Source organism: Actinosynnema sp. NPDC053489, assembly GCF_044544865.1.
Classification (GTDB): Bacteria; Actinomycetota; Actinomycetes; order Mycobacteriales; family Pseudonocardiaceae; genus Actinosynnema.
The window spans coordinates 51,005-66,433 of sequence record NZ_JBITXT010000004.1; the positions used below are offsets into that span (position 1 = coordinate 51,005).

Consider the following 15,429-nt stretch of genomic DNA (forward strand, 5'->3'; position numbering starts at 1 on the left):
CCTGCGGAAACGCCGAAGGGGTGCAACAGGGTGGTTATCGCTTCGTTACTTGACGGTGTCGCCGCACCGAGGCTGTCATGTACACCACAGCGGCCGGGCGCGGAACCCGGCCGAATTCGCCGGAAACCACCGGAACGACCCACGTGGCTCCGGCGTGCCCGAAAACGGCCCGCTTATCAATGAAGAGGGAGAGCCGCGTTATGAGACGAACTCCGACCCTGGTCGGCGTCGCCCTGCTGGCCGCGAGCCTCGTCGCCGGCTGCGGCGGCGGCGCGAGCGACGGCAAGACCAGGATCACCATCGGGCTGTTCGGCAACTTCGGCTACCAGCAGCTGTTCGAGGAGTACGAGAAGGCGCACCCGGACGTCGACATCACCGACCGCACCGCCTCCTACTCCGACCACCACAAGAACCTGGCCGCCCACCTGGCCACCAACAACGGCGCGGCCGACATCGAGGCCGTCGACGTCGGCTACATCAACCAGTTCAAGGCCAACCCCGGCCAGTTCGTCGAGCTCGGCTCCGACGTCAAGGACCGCTGGCTGGACTGGAAGTGGGAGGGCTCGCTGTCCAAGGACGGCAAGCAGATCGGCTACGGCACCGACGTCGGCGGCCTGGCCATCTGCTACCGGCGCGACCTGTTCGAGGCCGCCGGCCTGCCCTCCGACCGCGACCAGGTCTCCGCGCTGTGGCCGACCTGGGAGCAGTTCATGGCCACCGGCAGGCAGTTCGCCGCCAAGGCCCCGGCGGGCGCGAAGTTCTTCGACGGCGGCCCGACCGTGCTCAACGCCATCGTCGGCCAGGCGCCCACCGGCTACTACGACAAGAACGACAAGATCGTCGTCGGCGACAACGCCGACATCCGCAAGGGCTGGAACCTGGTCGCCCAGGGCGTGGCCGACGGCCTGTCCGCCGGGCTGCTGCACAGCACCCCGCAGTGGAACACCGGCTTCAAGCAGGGCCAGTTCGCCACCCTGGCCTGCCCGGCGTGGATGATGGCCAAGATCAAGGACCAGGCACCGGACACCTCCGGCAAGTGGGACCTCGCGGCCGTGCCCGGCGGCGGCGGCAACTGGGGCGGCTCCTACCTGACCGTGCCCAAGCAGGGCAAGAACACCGACAAGGCCGTCGCGCTGGCCGCCTGGCTGACCGCGCCCGAGCAGCAGGCCAAGGTCTTCGCCACCGCGGGGCTGCTGCCGTCCACGCCGAAGCTCTACAGCGAGGAGTCGGTGGCCAAGAAGCAGGACCCGTTCTTCAACAACGCGCCCGTCGGCAAGGTCTTCACCGACGCCGCCCGCGCGCTCAAGCCCCAGTACCAGGGCCCCAAGGCCGGTGACGTGCAGACCGAGCTGGGCAACGCCATGCAGCGCGTCGAGCAGGGCAAGCAGAGCCCCGACGAGTCCTGGACGCAGTTCGTCGGCGACGTCAAGAGGCTCGAGGACTGATGAAGACGGACTGGCGCGAACGCCGCCACCGGTGGGACATCCGGTACGCGCCGTACGCCTACATCGCGCCGTACTTCCTGCTGTTCGCGGTGTTCGGCCTGTTCCCCCTGCTCTACACCGCGTGGGTGTCCCTGCAGGACCGCAACCTGCTCGACGGCGACGCGGCCACGTTCGTCGGCGTGGACAACTACGTCCGGCTGCTCACCGCGGACCCGTACTTCTGGAACGCGATGGGCAACACGCTGAGCCTGTGGCTGCTCACCACCGTCCCGCAGATCCTGTTCGCGCTCGGCATCGCGCAGCTGCTCAACCGGCGGCTGCGCGGCCGGACGTTCTTCCGGATGGGCGTGCTGCTGCCGAACATCACCTCGGTGGCCGCGGTGACGATCATCTTCGCGCAGCTGTTCGGCCGGGACTTCGGGCTGGTCAACTGGGTGCTGGAGCTGTTCGGCGCGGGCCGGGTCGACTGGCAGGCGGGCACCGGCAGCTCCCACACCGCCATCGCCGCCATGGTGGTGTGGCGCTGGACGGGCTACCACGCGCTGATCTTCCTGGCGTCCATGCAGGCCATCCCGACCAGCGTGTACGAGGCGGCCCGGCTGGACGGCGCGAGCTCCTGGCAGCAGTTCTGGCGGATCACCGTGCCGATGCTGCGCCCGCAGATCATCTTCTCCACCGTGATCGCGACCGCGGGCAACATGCGGCTGCTGGCCGAGCCGCTGCTGTTCAACCCCGGTGCGGGCGCGGCGACCGGCGGCTCGGACCGCCAGTTCCAGACCGCCGCGCTCTACCTCTACGAGCAGGGCTTCGCGAAGTTCGACTTCGGCTACGCCTCGGCCATCGCCTGGCTGCTGCTCATCGCCACGGTCGCCATCACCGGGTTGAGCTACCTGGCCGCGCGCCGCATCCGGACGGACTGAGAGGACACCATGACCAGCGTGCTCGAACGGCCGGCGCCGCCGGCGCCCGCGCCGTCCCGGCGGCGGCGGGCGCTGCGGCTGCCCGGGCCGTGGACCTACGCGGCGTTGATCGCGGTGCTCGCCGGGTCGGCGTTCCCCGTGTACTGGTCGCTCGTCGTGTCCTCGCAGACCCCCGACAAGGTCGACAGCGTGCCGCCGGTCCTCGCGCCCGGCGGCAACCTGTTCGCCAACATCGCCCGCGTGTTCGACCAGTCGGACTTCGCGCTGGCGATGACGAACTCGCTCATCGTGTCCGGGACCATCACCGTCTCGGTGGTGTTCTTCTCCACCCTGGCGGGCTTCGCCTTCGCCAAGCTGCGGTTCCGCGGCCGGTCGGCGCTCATGCTGCTCGTCGTCGCCACCCAGGCCGTGCCGACGGAGCTGGGCGTCATCCCGCTGTACATGATGATGAGCGACTTCGGCTGGGCGGGGGAGATCCACGCGGTCATCGTGCCCGGCCTGGTCACCGCGTTCGGCGTGTTCTTCATGCGCCAGTACTTCGAACGCGCGGTGCCCGACGAGCTGCTGGAGGCGGGCCGCATGGACGGGTGCAGCTCGCTGCGCCTGTACTGGCACGTCGTGCTGCCCGCCGCGCGACCGGCCGCCGCCGTGCTGGGCCTGTTCACGTTCATGCAGGCGTGGAACGACTTCTTCTGGCCGCTGGTCGTGCTGACCCCGGAGAACCCGACCGTGCAGACCGCGCTGTCGACCCTGGCCAGCGGCTACACCACCGACTACACCCTCGTGCTCACCGCGGCCACGATCGGCACCGTGCCGGTGCTCGCGGTGTTCCTCCTGTTCGGCCGGCAGATCGTCGGCGGGATCATGCAAGGAGCTCTCAAAGGATGACCGACTTCCCCGAAGGATTCCGCTGGGGCGTCGCCACCTCGGCCTACCAGATCGAGGGCGCCGTGGACGCCGACGGCCGAGGCCCCTCGATCTGGGACGCGTTCGCCGCGGTGCCGGGCGCGGTCGCGGGCGGCGACACCGGAGCCGTCGCGTGCGACCACTACCACCGCGTGCCGGAGGACCTGGCGCTGCTCGGCGAGCTCGGCGTGGACGCCTACCGCTTCTCCGTGGCCTGGCCGCGGATCCTGCCCGAGGGCGCGGGCCGGGTCGAGCCGCGCGGCCTGGACTTCTACAGCCGCCTGGTCGACGGGCTGCTCGAACGCGGCATCGAGCCGTTCCTCACCCTCTACCACTGGGACCTGCCGCAGGCGCTGGAGGAGCTGGGCGGCTGGCGGTCGCGCGACACCGCGCAGCGCTTCGCCGAGTACGCGGCGGTCGTGCACGACGCCCTGGGCGACCGGGTCACGAAGTGGACGACGTTCAACGAGCCGTACGTCTCCTCGATCGTCGGCTACGGAGAGGGCAGGCACGCCCCCGGCGCGCGGGAGGGCCACGGCTCGCTCGCCGCCGCCCACCACCTGCTCGTCGCGCACGGGCTCGCGGTCCAGGCGATGCGCGGCACCCCCGGCCACCAGTTCGGCATCGTGCTCAACCAGTCGCCGTCGACCCCCGTCACGGGGTCCGACGCCGACCTCGCCGCCGCCCGCCGCCACGACCTGCTGCTGCGCCGCCAGTTCACCGACCCGCTGTTCGCCGGCCGCTACCCCGAGGACTACGAGGAGACCTTCGCGGGCGTCACCGACCTGTCGTTCCGCCGCGACGGCGACCTGGAGCTGATCTCCACGCCGCTGGACTACGTCGGCATCAACTACTACTACCGGCAGCACGTGGCCGACGCGCCGCACCGCGACCCCGACCCGGCCACGCGCACGTCCATCGACGTCGGCATCGACACCACGCGCCTGCCCGACGTGCCGCGCACCGCGATGAACTGGCCCGTCGAGCCGGAAGGGCTCACCCAGACCCTCGTCGGGCTCAAGGAGCGCTACCCCGGCCTGCCGCCGGTGTACGTCACGGAGAACGGGTGCGTCTACCCCGACCGCCCGGACTTCGTGGACCAGGAGCGCATCGACTACCTGCGCGTCCACCTCGCGGCGGCGCACGACGCCCTCACCGCCGGCGTCGACCTGCGCGGCTACTTCGTCTGGTCGTTCCTGGACAACTTCGAGTGGGCCCACGGCTACAAGCACCGGTTCGGCCTCGTGCACGTGGACTACGACACCCTGGAGCGCACCCCGCGGGCGAGCTTCCACTGGTACCGCGACCTGGTCGCCGAGCAGCGGGCCAGGACGGCCGCGGCCGGGTGACCCCGCCAGGCCACCGCCGCGCGGAGGCGCGTCCGCGCGACGGTGGCCCATCCCGGCCCGGGTCACGGCCACGGGTTCGGCAGGCACGCCTTCCCGTCCGGGACGATCGCGAGGCCCTGGTCGCTGCCGGTGGTGATCGAGGCGAGCCCGTCGTTGTCCACGCTCAACGTCTGCTGCATCATCACCGGCGCCGGCGCGCCGTTCGCCGGGCACGGCTCGTGGCCGAGGCCCAGGAAGTGGCCCACCTCGTGGTTGACCGCGTAGATCCGGTAACCGCGCAGGTCACCGCCGTAGGTGTGCGCGCCCCGGAACCAGCGCGCCGTGCTCAGGTGCACCACCGACCCGACCCGGCACGACGTGTCGTAGGGCAGCTCGAACCCGCACAGCGCCCGCGCGGTCCGCTGCGAGGTCAACCTGATCCGCAGCTCCGGCTGCTCGTCGCCGCCCACCCGGCGGAACGGGTGCCTGCCCGCCCACCCGCGCGGGTGGCGCAGCGCGTGGTCCACGACGGCGGCGAACGAGTCGTCACCGTGCGGCAGCACCACGCCGTCCTCCACCTCGACCGCGTAGGGCGTGCCGGACGTGGCGCCGCGACCCGGTGGCGGCACGACGTGCCACGTGCCCGACCCGTGCTCCGGGAACGGCGGGCCGGGCGGCAGGTCCGCGCCGGCGCGCAACGCCTCGACCGGCGCCGCGTCCTGCGCGGTGGCCGCCGCCGTGCCGGGCAGGACACCCGACGCGGGCCACGCCACCGTGGTCGACCGCGCCGCGGAGCCGACGTCGAGCGCCACGACGGTCGTCGCCGCCAGGCACACGCCGGTCAGGTAGGGCAGCAGGGACACCGGTTTCATGCGGGCTCCAACCCGGCGGGGTCGTAGGTGCACGCGGCGTTCCACAGCAGGAACGACCGCGCACCGGCGTCCGCGGACGCCCGGACCTGCGCCTGCACCTCGCCGGGCCCGTAGTGGTGGCCCAGCGAGAACGCCTGCAACCACGGGATGACCGTGGACCCGGTGCCCTTGGTCATCCCGACGAAGTCCGCCACCGACGCCCGCACGATCTCGTAGGGCTTGGAGTTCGGGTCGTCCACGCCGTACTCGCCCGGACCCCAGTGCGACGGGTAGACCATCGGCGAGACGTAGTCGACCTGCGTCGCCATGGCCGCGATGTCCTGGGCCACGTCCTGCGGGCTGTGGGCCGCGATCCCGAACACCGACGCGCCCAGGTACGCGCCGTGCTCCCGCACCGCGGCCCGGTTGTCCTTCAGGAAGTCCACGATGGACTGCTCGGGGCTGACGGCCAGGCCGGGGAACACCATCTGGCCCAGCGGGCCGTCCGGCCGCCGCACGTAGTCGTACAGGACGTCGTCGAAGCCGAGCGACGCGGCCTCCTCGGCCAGCGCGACGTTGTAGGCGCGGACCTCGGGGTTGGCGAAGTTGGTGAACGCGTACTCGCCGTAGTGCGCCGACCAGGGCGCGCCCGAGGTGTTCTGCGCCACCCGGTCCCGCGCGCCGGACTGCCACGACGCCCTGCCCAGCACCGGGTCGCGGAACGCCACGAGCCTGCCGACCACCCGCAACCCCGCCTTGTGCAGCTCGTCGACCACCGCGCGGGCGTCGTAGTAGTTGCGGTTCGCGCCGATCTCCCGGGCCAGCGGCACCCGGGAGTCGTAGCCGATCTCGCCGCTCTCGTCCTTGATGTCCAGCTGCACCGTGTCGATGCGGTGCTCCCGCGCCAGCGCCAGCACCGGGTCCCGCAACGACTCCGTCGCCCACGCGGCGGCGCTCATGTGCACCGCGCGCATCCCCGGGTGGATGACCTTCACCGCGACGTCGCTGCGCTGCGCGTTGCCCGCCGCGTCGGCGGCCTCGACCTGCAGGGTGCCCGGCACCGACGCCAGCGACGCCTCGAACCGGCCGTCGCGCACCGGGACCCGCTGGTCGCCGACCCGCACCGACTCCGCGCCCTCGGCGGCGCCCTTCACCGTGACGGGGCCGCGCGGCGACTGCGCCTCGGCCACCTCCACGGTCAGCGTCGGCGGCGTGGCGTCCACCGTGAACTCGCGCTGCACCTGCACGTCCGGCATCCACGGCAGCGGGTTGGCCGCCCGCACCGCCAGCGTATGCCTGCCCTCGGCGAGCCGCACCCCGCCCAACGTGATGCGGCCGTCCGCGCGCCGCGCCTCGACCGGCTGTCCGTCCACCTGCACGGTGACACGGTCGAGCCCGCCGGCGTCCGCGGTCGTGATGGACACGCGCTCGACACCCGAAGGAGTGACAGCGGTTCCCTCGCCCAGCTCAGCGACGGCCAGGCCGACGCCGCGGCCGTACACGATCGTCGTGACGACCCCGGCGACCAGCAGCAGCACCACCACGCCGACCACGGGGATCAGCACGCGCTTGAGCTTGCGGGGCGAATCCGACATCGGGCGACTCCGATCTGGGCGGGGCAGCGGCAACCAGCGACTTGACCGGGCGACCGGGGGCCAAACCGAAGGTCATCCGATGGGGTGTACAGCCGTGTCGGGCCGGTCCGGGCGAGTCAACATCGGGGTGTGAAGACCACGTCGCGGGGGCTCGTCCGGACCGTCTTGGCGCTCGTCGGGGCCCTGTGCTGCGGGTGCGCCACCCACCACGCGGCCGACCCGCCGCAGCAGGCGGCGGCGCAACTGCCCGGGCCGTCCACCGCGGCGCCGTCGCCCGCCGCGCCGCCCGACCCCGCCGCCGTGGGCGCGAACGAGCTGGGCCAGGTGCCGATCCTGATGTACCACCGGCTGGTCGAGCAGCCGACGTCGGTGTACGACCGGACGCCGGCGGCGTTCCGGGCGGAGCTGGAACGGCTCGTGGCCGAGGGCTACGTGCCGGTGACGACGACGGAGTACGCGACCGGGCGGATCGACCTGCTGGCGGGCGCGCACCCCGTCGTGCTGACGTTCGACGACGGTGACGCGACCCAGTTCGCGCTCGGCCCGGACGGGCAACCGGCGGCCGGGACGGCCGTCGCGATCCTGCTGGACGTCGCCGCCCGGCACCCGGGCTTCCGGCCGGTGGCCAGCCTGTACGTCAACGCGGGGCCGTTCGACTCCCCGGACGGGGCGGCGCTGCGCTGGCTGCGCGATCACGGCTTCGAGATCGGCAACCACACGCGCGACCACACGAACCTGGCGACGGCGGGGGAGCGGGAGGCGCAGGAGGCGATCGCGTCCGGGCAGCGGGAGATCGAGCGGGCGGTGCCGGACTACCGGGTGACCAGCCTGGCGCTGCCGTTCGGCGCGGCGCCGTCGAACGGGGGGTTGGCGTTGCGGGGCGGGGCCGAGGGGACGGCGTACGAGTACGTGTGCGTGCTGATGGTGGGCGCGGGTCCGGCCCCGTCACCGTTCGCGTCGACCTTCGACCCGGCGAGCACGCCGCGCATCCGCTCGCAGGACCCGGCCGGCGAGGACGCCCGTTACGGCTCGACGGCGTGGCTGGACCAACTGGCCGCCGCTCCCGCCCAGCGCTACACGTCGGACGGCACCCCGGACCGCATCTCCTACCCGGCCTCGGCCGGCGTCACCCCCGCCGCCCACTTCGCCGACCGCGCCACGGCCTACTGACCCCGCCCGGGCCGTTCGTGGAACGTCAGAAGCGCCCGGGGTGGCGGTTGCTCGCCTGGTGGACCTCGGGTTGCAGGGCGGTGCGCTTCGGCGTCGGACGACCGTCGCACAGGCGTTCGAGAACGCGGACAGCACTTTCGGCCAGCCGATGCGGATCTTGGACGACGGTCGCGCGTAACGCGCTCGTCCCGGCATCGATCAACGCGGTCGCCTCGACTGTCCCGTCCACTCCGACGACAACGGCACCGCAGGTCGTGCTCCGCAGCGCGTCCACGGCACCGAGCGCCATCTCGTCATTGGTGCAGAATACCGCGTCTACGGACTCGTGCGCGTGCAGGTGCGCCAGCACGGCGTCGTGCGCCCGGGAAGGTTTGAAGGCACCGCTGGCATCAATGACGACCGCCGCCCCGGGAAAGGCCTCTCGGATGACTTCGGCGCACCTCCGCTGCCGATCCCGGTTCTCCTCACCGGCGACGATCAACACCCGCGGCTGCGTGATCCCCCGCTCGTGGAAGTGGGTCACGAGCCAGCGCCCGGCCGTCGCCCCGATCTCACCGGCGGGGTAGCCGACGAACGCGGCGTTGTCGGGGTACTGGTCCTCGAGCTCGAACGGCTCGACGTCGGTGAACACGACCGGCAGGTCCAACTCGACGCAGAAGGCGGCCAGGTCCTCCCGGGCCCGCTCCACCTCGGTCGCCACGACGAACCCGCCGACGTAGTCGCGACGGGTCGACAGAACCCGCCGCAGGTGATGTGCCTGGGCGGCGGAGTCGAAGTCCCGGTCCGGGACTTTGAGCACCAGGGCCACCCCATCGCGGTCGAGCGCCGCGTGCAACCGTCGCGTCAGACCTGCGAGCCAGTACTTCTGGTCGAACGCCGAGGTGACCAGGAAGGCACGTCGGGTCCGGGTACGCCGCCACCCGGCCCAGCTCCGCCGCCGAACGCGCTGGTCGACGGACACGACCACATCCCGTCCGGCCTGCACCACGGTTCCACCGGACGAGGCACGCGCCACCTGGTCCGCCACCCACGCCGCCATCCCGTCCGCCACGGCTGCAATGGTCCACCAGTAGGCATGCCGACCACCAGCCACAGCGCGAAACCCCGACGAGGCGGATGCCTTCCGTGATCTCGGCTGCGCGCGGTCGGCCGACAGCCCGGTCGGTGAAGGCCGTGTCACGCGCCGTCGTAGGGATGCGGATCCTGTGGACCCGACACAGGCTGTCGACGGCGGCACGGTCGATGAGGTCCCGAACGCCACCGAGGGTGACGTAAGCCCTTTCAGACGACCAGTGCGTGCGACATCGGCCAGGTTCGAGGCCGGACCGATGCCCAACCCGCCCACCCGGCGGCTGCGGGTGAGAGCGCGCCAAGAGAAGTGCGCCTGCCCAGTCCGGCCAGTCCGGTTCGGCACTCGGGATTCAGGCGATCCGGCCGATCGGTAAGCCTCCGAAGACCTCGACACCACAAATCGTGGCCTGCTGATACACCCGTTTCTCGACGGATCGGGTCGCGAACACTACCGCTGTTGCGGGCGACTGCACTTGTCGGCGAATGTGGCGATTGACCCCGTCGAAGATTGCAACGGTGCGAATGAATCGTCAGGGTCCCGTTCTCAAGCGGTGGCGCGGGCTTGGTTGCGCAGGGCGACGGCGGCCCGTTCCAGGCTCCCCAGGACACCCGGCGGCAGCTCGTGGTGGCGGCCCACCACCTCCTGCGCCATGACCTGCATCGGCGCGGACTCCTCGGCCTCGACCACGGCCAGCACCTTGAACGCCGTCCCCGGCGGGAACACCACGCGCTCCTGCACCACGCTGCCGAACGAGTCCACCACCGACACCCGCCGACCCGTCGCCGACCAGAGCAGGAACTCGACCCGCCCGTCCACCGGCACGGTCGGCCCGGCCACCGTGCTGAGCAACCCGTGCTCGACCAGCACGTCACCCGTCCGGTACCGACGGGCGTCACCCCAGCACACCGTCACCCCCTGGTGCGCCGGCATCCGCCGCAACCCCGACACCACCGCCGCCGCGTACGGCCACAACCGCCCGAGCTTCCCGCTCCGCAGCGCCTCGACCATGATCTCCTCGTCGTCGCGCAGGCAGGCCGACACCGCCGCGAGGTCCGTCACCACCGCCTCGAACGCCTCCGGGTCGTCCGGCCGCTCCGCGATGTGCCGGCACGCCACCGCCGCGTGCTCGCCGTACCGCTCGCCGAGCATCCGCCGCAACGCGTCCCGCTCCTGCTCCGTGCTGCGGTGGTCGGCCGGCACGACCTCCTCGCCCACCTGCTCACCCCACACGGGCGCGGGGGAGTCGCCCAGCGGCCCGTCCACGCTCAGCGGCACCGCCTCGTCCGGTCCCGCCGGCGGCGGCGGCTCCTCGGCGACCGGGGGACGCGGCATCGGCGTCGGGTCGCAGAACACGACCTTCAGCAGCCGCCGCACCTCCGGCTCCAGCCGCTCCACCAGCGACGCACCCGCCACCGCCACCGCACCGGCCGTCGTGCGGCCGGGCGTGCCGACGGTCAGCCGGGCCCACTCCGGGTCCACCGGCAGCGACCGCACCTCGGGCCCGTTGTCCTCCGCGTCGCGCACCCACAACCCCGACGGCACGACCTCCAGCACCACGCCGCCACCCAGGTCGAAGATCCCCGGACCCCGCTCCACCAGGCCCTGCACCGGCACCCGGTACCCGGACACGACCGGCGCGCCACCGGGCGCGTACCGGACCTCCGTCACGTACGGCCGCCACGTCTGCTGCCCGCGCGGGTTCACCGCGACCACGGCCGCACCCGACCGCAACGACCCCACGGGCAACCCCGTGTACAGCGAGATCGGCTCACCGAGCTGGTCGGCCACCGCCTGCGCCTGGTGCTCACCGCCGTACCAGACCAGCCGCACCCGCGACCGGGCCGCCGACGGCAGCCCGCCCAGCAACCGGCACACCTCGTCGGTCGGGATCGCCGACTGACCCGGACCGCCGACCACGACGGTCAGCACGTTGTCCCGGCACGGCAGCCCGACCACCGCCCGCGCGTCCGGAGCCTGCGGGTCGAACGGCGCGCGCTGCGCCCGCAGCCACAACCCCGCCGGGATCGGCTCGGACACGCCCACCTCGCCCGTCGGCCACGGCGTGTTCGGGTCGACCGCCTCCCAGTTCGGCACCGGGAACCGCCGCCCCATCGGCACCGGCGACGCGCCCGGCAGGAACCGCAGCCAGCAGCCGTACCCGCCGCTGCCCGCCACGAACGCCGCACCCGGCACGGTGGTGACCACGCCGTCCGGCGCGACCACCTCGGCCTGCAACTGCTCCGACAGCCACTGCGCGGGCGCGGTCGGCCGCATCGAGCCGGAGTGCGCCGTCATCAACCGCACCGGGCCGCGACCCTGCAGCGCCGCGGCCACCGCGGGCCAGAACGACGCCTCGTCGCCGCCCGGCGGCTCGACCACGACCACCGTGCGACCCCGGTCGACCGGCAGGCCGCGACCCAGCGCGACCGCGGCCGGGCTCGCGCCACCGGGCGGACCCACGACCAGCGTCGCGCCCGCGAACGAGGCGGAGAACTGCGCGGGCGGGGGTGGCGGCGGCACGACCGGAGCGGTCGGCTCCGCCTCGACCACCGGCTCCACCTGCTGCGGGGCACGCTCCTTGGGGGCGGCACGACGGAACATCAAAGCGCCCGATCACCTCCAGGCACGACAGCGCGGGATGGGCAGCACTCTAGCGGGACGGCGACCGGCCGGGCTCGACCGCACCGCGCCACGCCCGTCCACTGTGGACCTCAACACCGCGCCGACCAGCGCGCCGAACGCCACGTGGTCCGCCCACTGCGCCGCCTGGGGCAGCCGGCGCACCGCCGGGAACCACCGCGCGACCACCCCCGGGTCCACCACCGCGACCACCGCGCCCGCCACCGCACCCCGGCCCACGCCCAACGGCCACCGCCGGTCCACCGCCGCCGCCACCCCGGTCCACAACGCCGACACGCCGAGGTGCACGAGCGCGCCGCGGATCACACCGGCGCCACCCGCCACCGTCGCCGCCGCCCGCGTCGACCGCAGAACGTCACCACCGGTCAACAGCGCGTGCACCGTCGACGGCGCACCGCTCGCCACCGCCGCCACCGGCCAAGCCCTCACCGCGCGTGCGGCGAGCGGCCGTCGGGTACCCGGCGGCTCCGGGTGCTTGCTCCGCCGTGGTTCCATGTTCGAACCTGTGTTCGAGTATGACAAGATCGCGGGTGAACCACCGAACCACGTGCCCGACCACGTCCGGACACCGGGGAGCGCACCGATCGCGCGGCGTCCTCGGTTACCGTGAACCGCTCGACGCACGCCACGACCTGGGGAGAACGACCCGGTGACCGCTGAGATCCTGTACGGGGCCGACGACCTGACCCACCTGGAGGGTCTGGAGGCGGTGCGCAAGCGTCCCGGCATGTACATCGGGTCGACCGACAGCCGGGGCATCAACCACCTGTTCACCGAGGTGGTCGACAACTCCACCGACGAGGGCGTGGCGGGCCACGCGACGAAGATCGTCGTCACCCTCCACGCCGACGGCAGCGTCCAGGTCGACGACGACGGCCGCGGCATCCCCACCGGCACCCACGCCAAGTCCGGCCTGTCCGGCGTCGAACTCGTCCTCACCAGGCTCCACGCCGGCGGCAAGTTCGGCGGCTCCGGCTACAAGACCTCCGGCGGCCTGCACGGCGTCGGCGCCTCCGCCGTCAACGCCCTGTCCCACCGCTACGACGTCGTGGTCCGCCGCGAGGGCAAGACGCACGAGATGTCGTTCGCGCACGGCGTGCCCGGCGTGTTCGACGGCCCCGGCCCCAAGGCCGCCTTCACCCCCCAGTCCGGCCTGCGCGTCACCGGCCGCACCAAGCGCACCGGCACCTCCACCCGCTACTGGCACGACTCCCGCTACTTCGAGAACGGCGCCTCGCTCGACGTCGAGGCCGTCCGCGCCAAGCTGCGCAACACCGCGTTCCTCGTCCCCGGCGTCACCTACGTCCTGCGCGTGGCCACCGACGACGGCACGCAGGAGGAGACGTTCCACTACCCGGGCGGCCTGGTCGACATGGTCGACCACCTCGCGCCCGCCGGCGACAAGCCGGTCAGCGGCACCCTGCTCATCACCGGCGAAGGCGTCTACCACGAGAACGCGGCCGACGAGAACGGCGTCATGCGCTCCAAGGTCGAGCGGCACGCCGAGGTCGAGATCGCGCTGCGCTGGGGCACCGGCTACGAGCGCACGATCGAGTGCTTCACCAACACCATCCGCAACGTCCACGGCGGCACCCACCGGCGCGGCTTCGAACGCGCCGCGCTCAAGGCGATCCAGGACGCCATCGGCCGGACCAGGGGCCTGCTCAAGCCCAAGGAGGACCCGCCCACCCTGGACGACGTCCTCGAGGGCATGACCGCCGTCGTCCACGTCCGCATCCCCGAACCGCAGTTCACCTCCCAGACCAAGGACGAGCTGTCCACCGCGGGCATCACCAGGGTGGCGCTCGGCATCGTCGAGAAGCACCTCAAGGCGTGGACCGAGGACCGCCGCACCAAGGGCGAGGCCAAGATCGTCCTGCAGAAGGTGGTCGACGCCTCCCGCGTCCGCCTGACCCAGAAGCAGCAGAAGGACGCCGCCCGCCGCAAGACCGCCCTCGAAGGCGCGGCGATGCCCGCCAAGCTGGTCGACTGCCGCACCACCGGCGTGGCGCGCAGCGAGCTGTTCCTCGTGGAAGGCGACAGCGCCCTCGGGTGCTTCACCGGCGACACGCGCGTGGCCCTGGCCTCGGGCCGGTCCCTGTCCTTCGCCGAACTCGCGGCGGACTGGAGGCGAGGCGTGACCCACTTCGGCTACGCCACCAACCACGCCGGGCGCGTCGTCGTGGTCCCCCTCGTGGAACCGCGGCTGACCAAGCGCGCCGCGCCGCTGGTGCGCGTCACGCTGGACGGCGGCGAATCGGTCCGCTGCACCCCGGACCACCTGTTCCGCCTGCGTGACGGCTCCTACCGGCGGGCCGACCAGCTCCAGCCCGGCGACTCCCTGATGCCGCTGTACCGCTCGGTCTCCGCCAAGGCCGCGGGTGACGAGCTCGACGGCTACGAGCGGGTCTGGATGAACGACCGCGCCGAGTGGGTCTACACGCACTACCTCGCCGACGCGTTCAACCTCCGCCACGGGCTGGACAGCGCCGAGAACGGCACCGTCCGCCACCACGTGGACGTCGACAAGCGCAACAACGACCCCCGCAACCTGCGCCGGATGACGTGGGACGACCACGCCGCCCTGCACGCCTCGATGATGGGCGAGCACGTCCACGCCGGTTACCGCGCATGGCTCGAGCGAGGCGGCCTCGAGTTCGAGTCGGCCATGCTGTCGGCGCAGTGGCGGGACCCGGAGTTCCGCCAGGCGTGCCTCGCCCGCCTGGCCTCGCTGAACGCCGACCCGGGGTTCCGGCAGCGGATCGAGCAGGGCTTCCAGGACTGGTACGCGTCCCTCACGGACGCCGAACGGGCCGAGTACGCCGAACGGATGCGGGAGCGGCAAGCGGCCTACTGGGCCGACGCCGAACACCGCGAAGCCGCGGCGGAGCGGGTCCGGCTCTTCTTCGCCCAGCCGGGCCGCCGAACCGAGTGGAGCGAGCGGGCCAAGCGGCAGTGGGCCGACGAAAACCTGCCGGCCTGGCGCTCGCGCACGACGGTCGAGCAGTTCGCGGACCCCTCGGAGAGGGAACGCCAACGCGACGCGGTGACCGCCCGGCACCGGCAGCACCCCGAGTTCGCCGAACGGCACTCGCTCCGGATGAAGCTGCGCATGCTCGACCCGGAGAACGACCACCTGGGCAAGGTGCAGGAGGGACGACGTCGCTACGTCGAGACCGTCCCCCGCTCCGAACGGGTCGCGAAGCAGCAGGAAGGCAGGCGGCTGGCCGCGCTGAAGCGCCTGCGCCCGCTGCTGTCGCTGACCGACGCCGAGATCGGCGGCGCGTACGAGGCCGAGCGGCTCGCCCACGCCCGCACCGGGTTGAAGTTCGCACGGCTCCTGGACGGCTTCGACGGTGACCTGGCCCGACTCAGGCAGGCCGCGGCCCACGTCAACCACTCGGTGCTCGCGGTCGAACCGCTCGGCGAGACGGCGGACGTGTACGACCTGACGGTCGACGACCACCACAACTTCGCCCTCGAAGCCGGTGTCTTCGTGCAC

At 72.6% G+C, this 15,429-nt stretch carries 10 protein-coding genes and 2 pseudogenes; 7 read left to right on the forward strand and 5 right to left on the reverse strand.

The window, feature by feature from the left end:
- The first annotated feature begins 200 nt into the window (after nucleotides 1-200).
- Genes ACIGNX_RS10015 through ACIGNX_RS10030 form a run of 4 tightly spaced genes read left to right on the forward strand, consistent with a single transcriptional unit; the run spans nucleotide 201 to nucleotide 4,620 of the window.
- Nucleotides 201-1,445 carry an extracellular solute-binding protein gene (locus ACIGNX_RS10015; protein ID WP_396538300.1) on the forward strand — a complete coding sequence of 415 codons (1,245 nt, stop codon included), beginning with the start codon at nucleotides 201-203 and terminating at the stop codon, nucleotides 1,443-1,445.
- A complete protein-coding gene (locus ACIGNX_RS10020; protein ID WP_396538302.1) occupies nucleotides 1,445-2,365 on the forward strand; it encodes a carbohydrate ABC transporter permease in 921 nt (306 codons plus the stop codon). The genes ACIGNX_RS10015 and ACIGNX_RS10020 overlap by 1 nt, the downstream gene beginning before the upstream one ends.
- 9 nt (nucleotides 2,366-2,374) lie before the next feature.
- Nucleotides 2,375-3,253: a carbohydrate ABC transporter permease gene (locus ACIGNX_RS10025; protein ID WP_396538304.1), complete on the forward strand. Its 879-nt coding sequence runs from the start codon at nucleotides 2,375-2,377 to the stop codon at nucleotides 3,251-3,253.
- Nucleotides 3,250-4,620, forward strand: coding sequence for a GH1 family beta-glucosidase (locus ACIGNX_RS10030; RefSeq protein ID WP_396538306.1), 1,371 nt, complete (start codon nucleotides 3,250-3,252; stop codon nucleotides 4,618-4,620). The genes ACIGNX_RS10025 and ACIGNX_RS10030 overlap by 4 nt, the downstream gene beginning before the upstream one ends.
- Nucleotides 4,621-4,682: 62 nt before the next feature.
- Here ACIGNX_RS10030 and ACIGNX_RS10035 read toward each other — a convergent pair whose 3' ends face one another.
- A complete protein-coding gene (locus ACIGNX_RS10035) occupies nucleotides 4,683-5,471 on the reverse strand; it encodes a DUF3152 domain-containing protein (protein WP_396538308.1) in 789 nt (262 codons plus the stop codon).
- Nucleotides 5,468-7,045, reverse strand: a complete 1,578-nt coding sequence (locus tag ACIGNX_RS10040) for a putative glycoside hydrolase (protein WP_396538310.1) — start codon at nucleotides 7,043-7,045, stop codon at nucleotides 5,468-5,470. Before ACIGNX_RS10040 ends, ACIGNX_RS10035 begins: the two co-directional genes overlap by 4 nt.
- A gap of 129 nt (nucleotides 7,046-7,174) precedes the next feature.
- Here ACIGNX_RS10040 and ACIGNX_RS10045 point away from each other — a divergent pair, with 129 nt between their 5' ends.
- Nucleotides 7,175-8,215, forward strand: a complete 1,041-nt coding sequence (locus tag ACIGNX_RS10045; protein WP_396538312.1) for a polysaccharide deacetylase family protein — start codon at nucleotides 7,175-7,177, stop codon at nucleotides 8,213-8,215.
- A gap of 25 nt (nucleotides 8,216-8,240) precedes the next feature.
- Here the strand turns inward: ACIGNX_RS10045 and ACIGNX_RS10050 are convergent, their stop codons facing one another.
- The 3 genes from ACIGNX_RS10050 to ACIGNX_RS10060 all read right to left on the reverse strand — a co-directional run bounded on the left by ACIGNX_RS10050 (nucleotide 8,241) and on the right by ACIGNX_RS10060 (nucleotide 12,422).
- Nucleotides 8,241-9,266, reverse strand: coding sequence for a sugar ABC transporter substrate-binding protein (locus ACIGNX_RS10050; protein WP_396538314.1), 1,026 nt, complete (start codon nucleotides 9,264-9,266; stop codon nucleotides 8,241-8,243).
- Between the two features lie 564 nt (nucleotides 9,267-9,830).
- Nucleotides 9,831-11,888, reverse strand: coding sequence for a hypothetical protein (locus ACIGNX_RS10055; protein ID WP_396538316.1), 2,058 nt, complete (start codon nucleotides 11,886-11,888; stop codon nucleotides 9,831-9,833).
- 12 nt (nucleotides 11,889-11,900) lie between these two features.
- A complete protein-coding gene (locus ACIGNX_RS10060; RefSeq protein WP_396538318.1) occupies nucleotides 11,901-12,422 on the reverse strand; it encodes a hypothetical protein in 522 nt (173 codons plus the stop codon).
- Between the two features lie 154 nt (nucleotides 12,423-12,576).
- On the opposite strand from ACIGNX_RS10060, the pseudogene ACIGNX_RS10065 reads away from it, so the two are divergent.
- Nucleotides 12,577-13,980, forward strand: a pseudogene (locus ACIGNX_RS10065) (ATP-binding protein); the annotation flags it as partial.
- Nucleotides 13,957-15,426: pseudogene (locus tag ACIGNX_RS10070) on the forward strand (Hint domain-containing protein); the annotation flags it as partial. The pseudogenes ACIGNX_RS10065 and ACIGNX_RS10070, both read left to right, overlap by 24 nt.
- Nucleotides 15,427-15,429 lie beyond the last annotated feature (3 nt).

Bases quoted from the DNA above. Each gene is read 5' to 3' on its own strand.
- ACIGNX_RS10055 (WP_396538316.1), bottom strand. From the start codon at position 11,888: ATGTTCCGTCGTGCCGCCCCCAAGGAGCGTGCCCCGCAGCAGGTGGAG.
- ACIGNX_RS10025 (WP_396538304.1), top strand. From the start codon at position 2,375: ATGACCAGCGTGCTCGAACGGCCGGCGCCGCCGGCGCCCGCGCCGTCC.
- ACIGNX_RS10040 (WP_396538310.1), bottom strand. From the start codon at position 7,045: ATGTCGGATTCGCCCCGCAAGCTCAAGCGCGTGCTGATCCCCGTGGTC.
- ACIGNX_RS10015 (WP_396538300.1), top strand. From the start codon at position 201: ATGAGACGAACTCCGACCCTGGTCGGCGTCGCCCTGCTGGCCGCGAGC.
- ACIGNX_RS10020 (WP_396538302.1), top strand. From the start codon at position 1,445: ATGAAGACGGACTGGCGCGAACGCCGCCACCGGTGGGACATCCGGTAC.
- ACIGNX_RS10035 (WP_396538308.1), bottom strand. From the start codon at position 5,471: ATGAAACCGGTGTCCCTGCTGCCCTACCTGACCGGCGTGTGCCTGGCG.
- ACIGNX_RS10030 (WP_396538306.1), top strand. From the start codon at position 3,250: ATGACCGACTTCCCCGAAGGATTCCGCTGGGGCGTCGCCACCTCGGCC.
- ACIGNX_RS10060 (WP_396538318.1), bottom strand. From the start codon at position 12,422: ATGGAACCACGGCGGAGCAAGCACCCGGAGCCGCCGGGTACCCGACGG.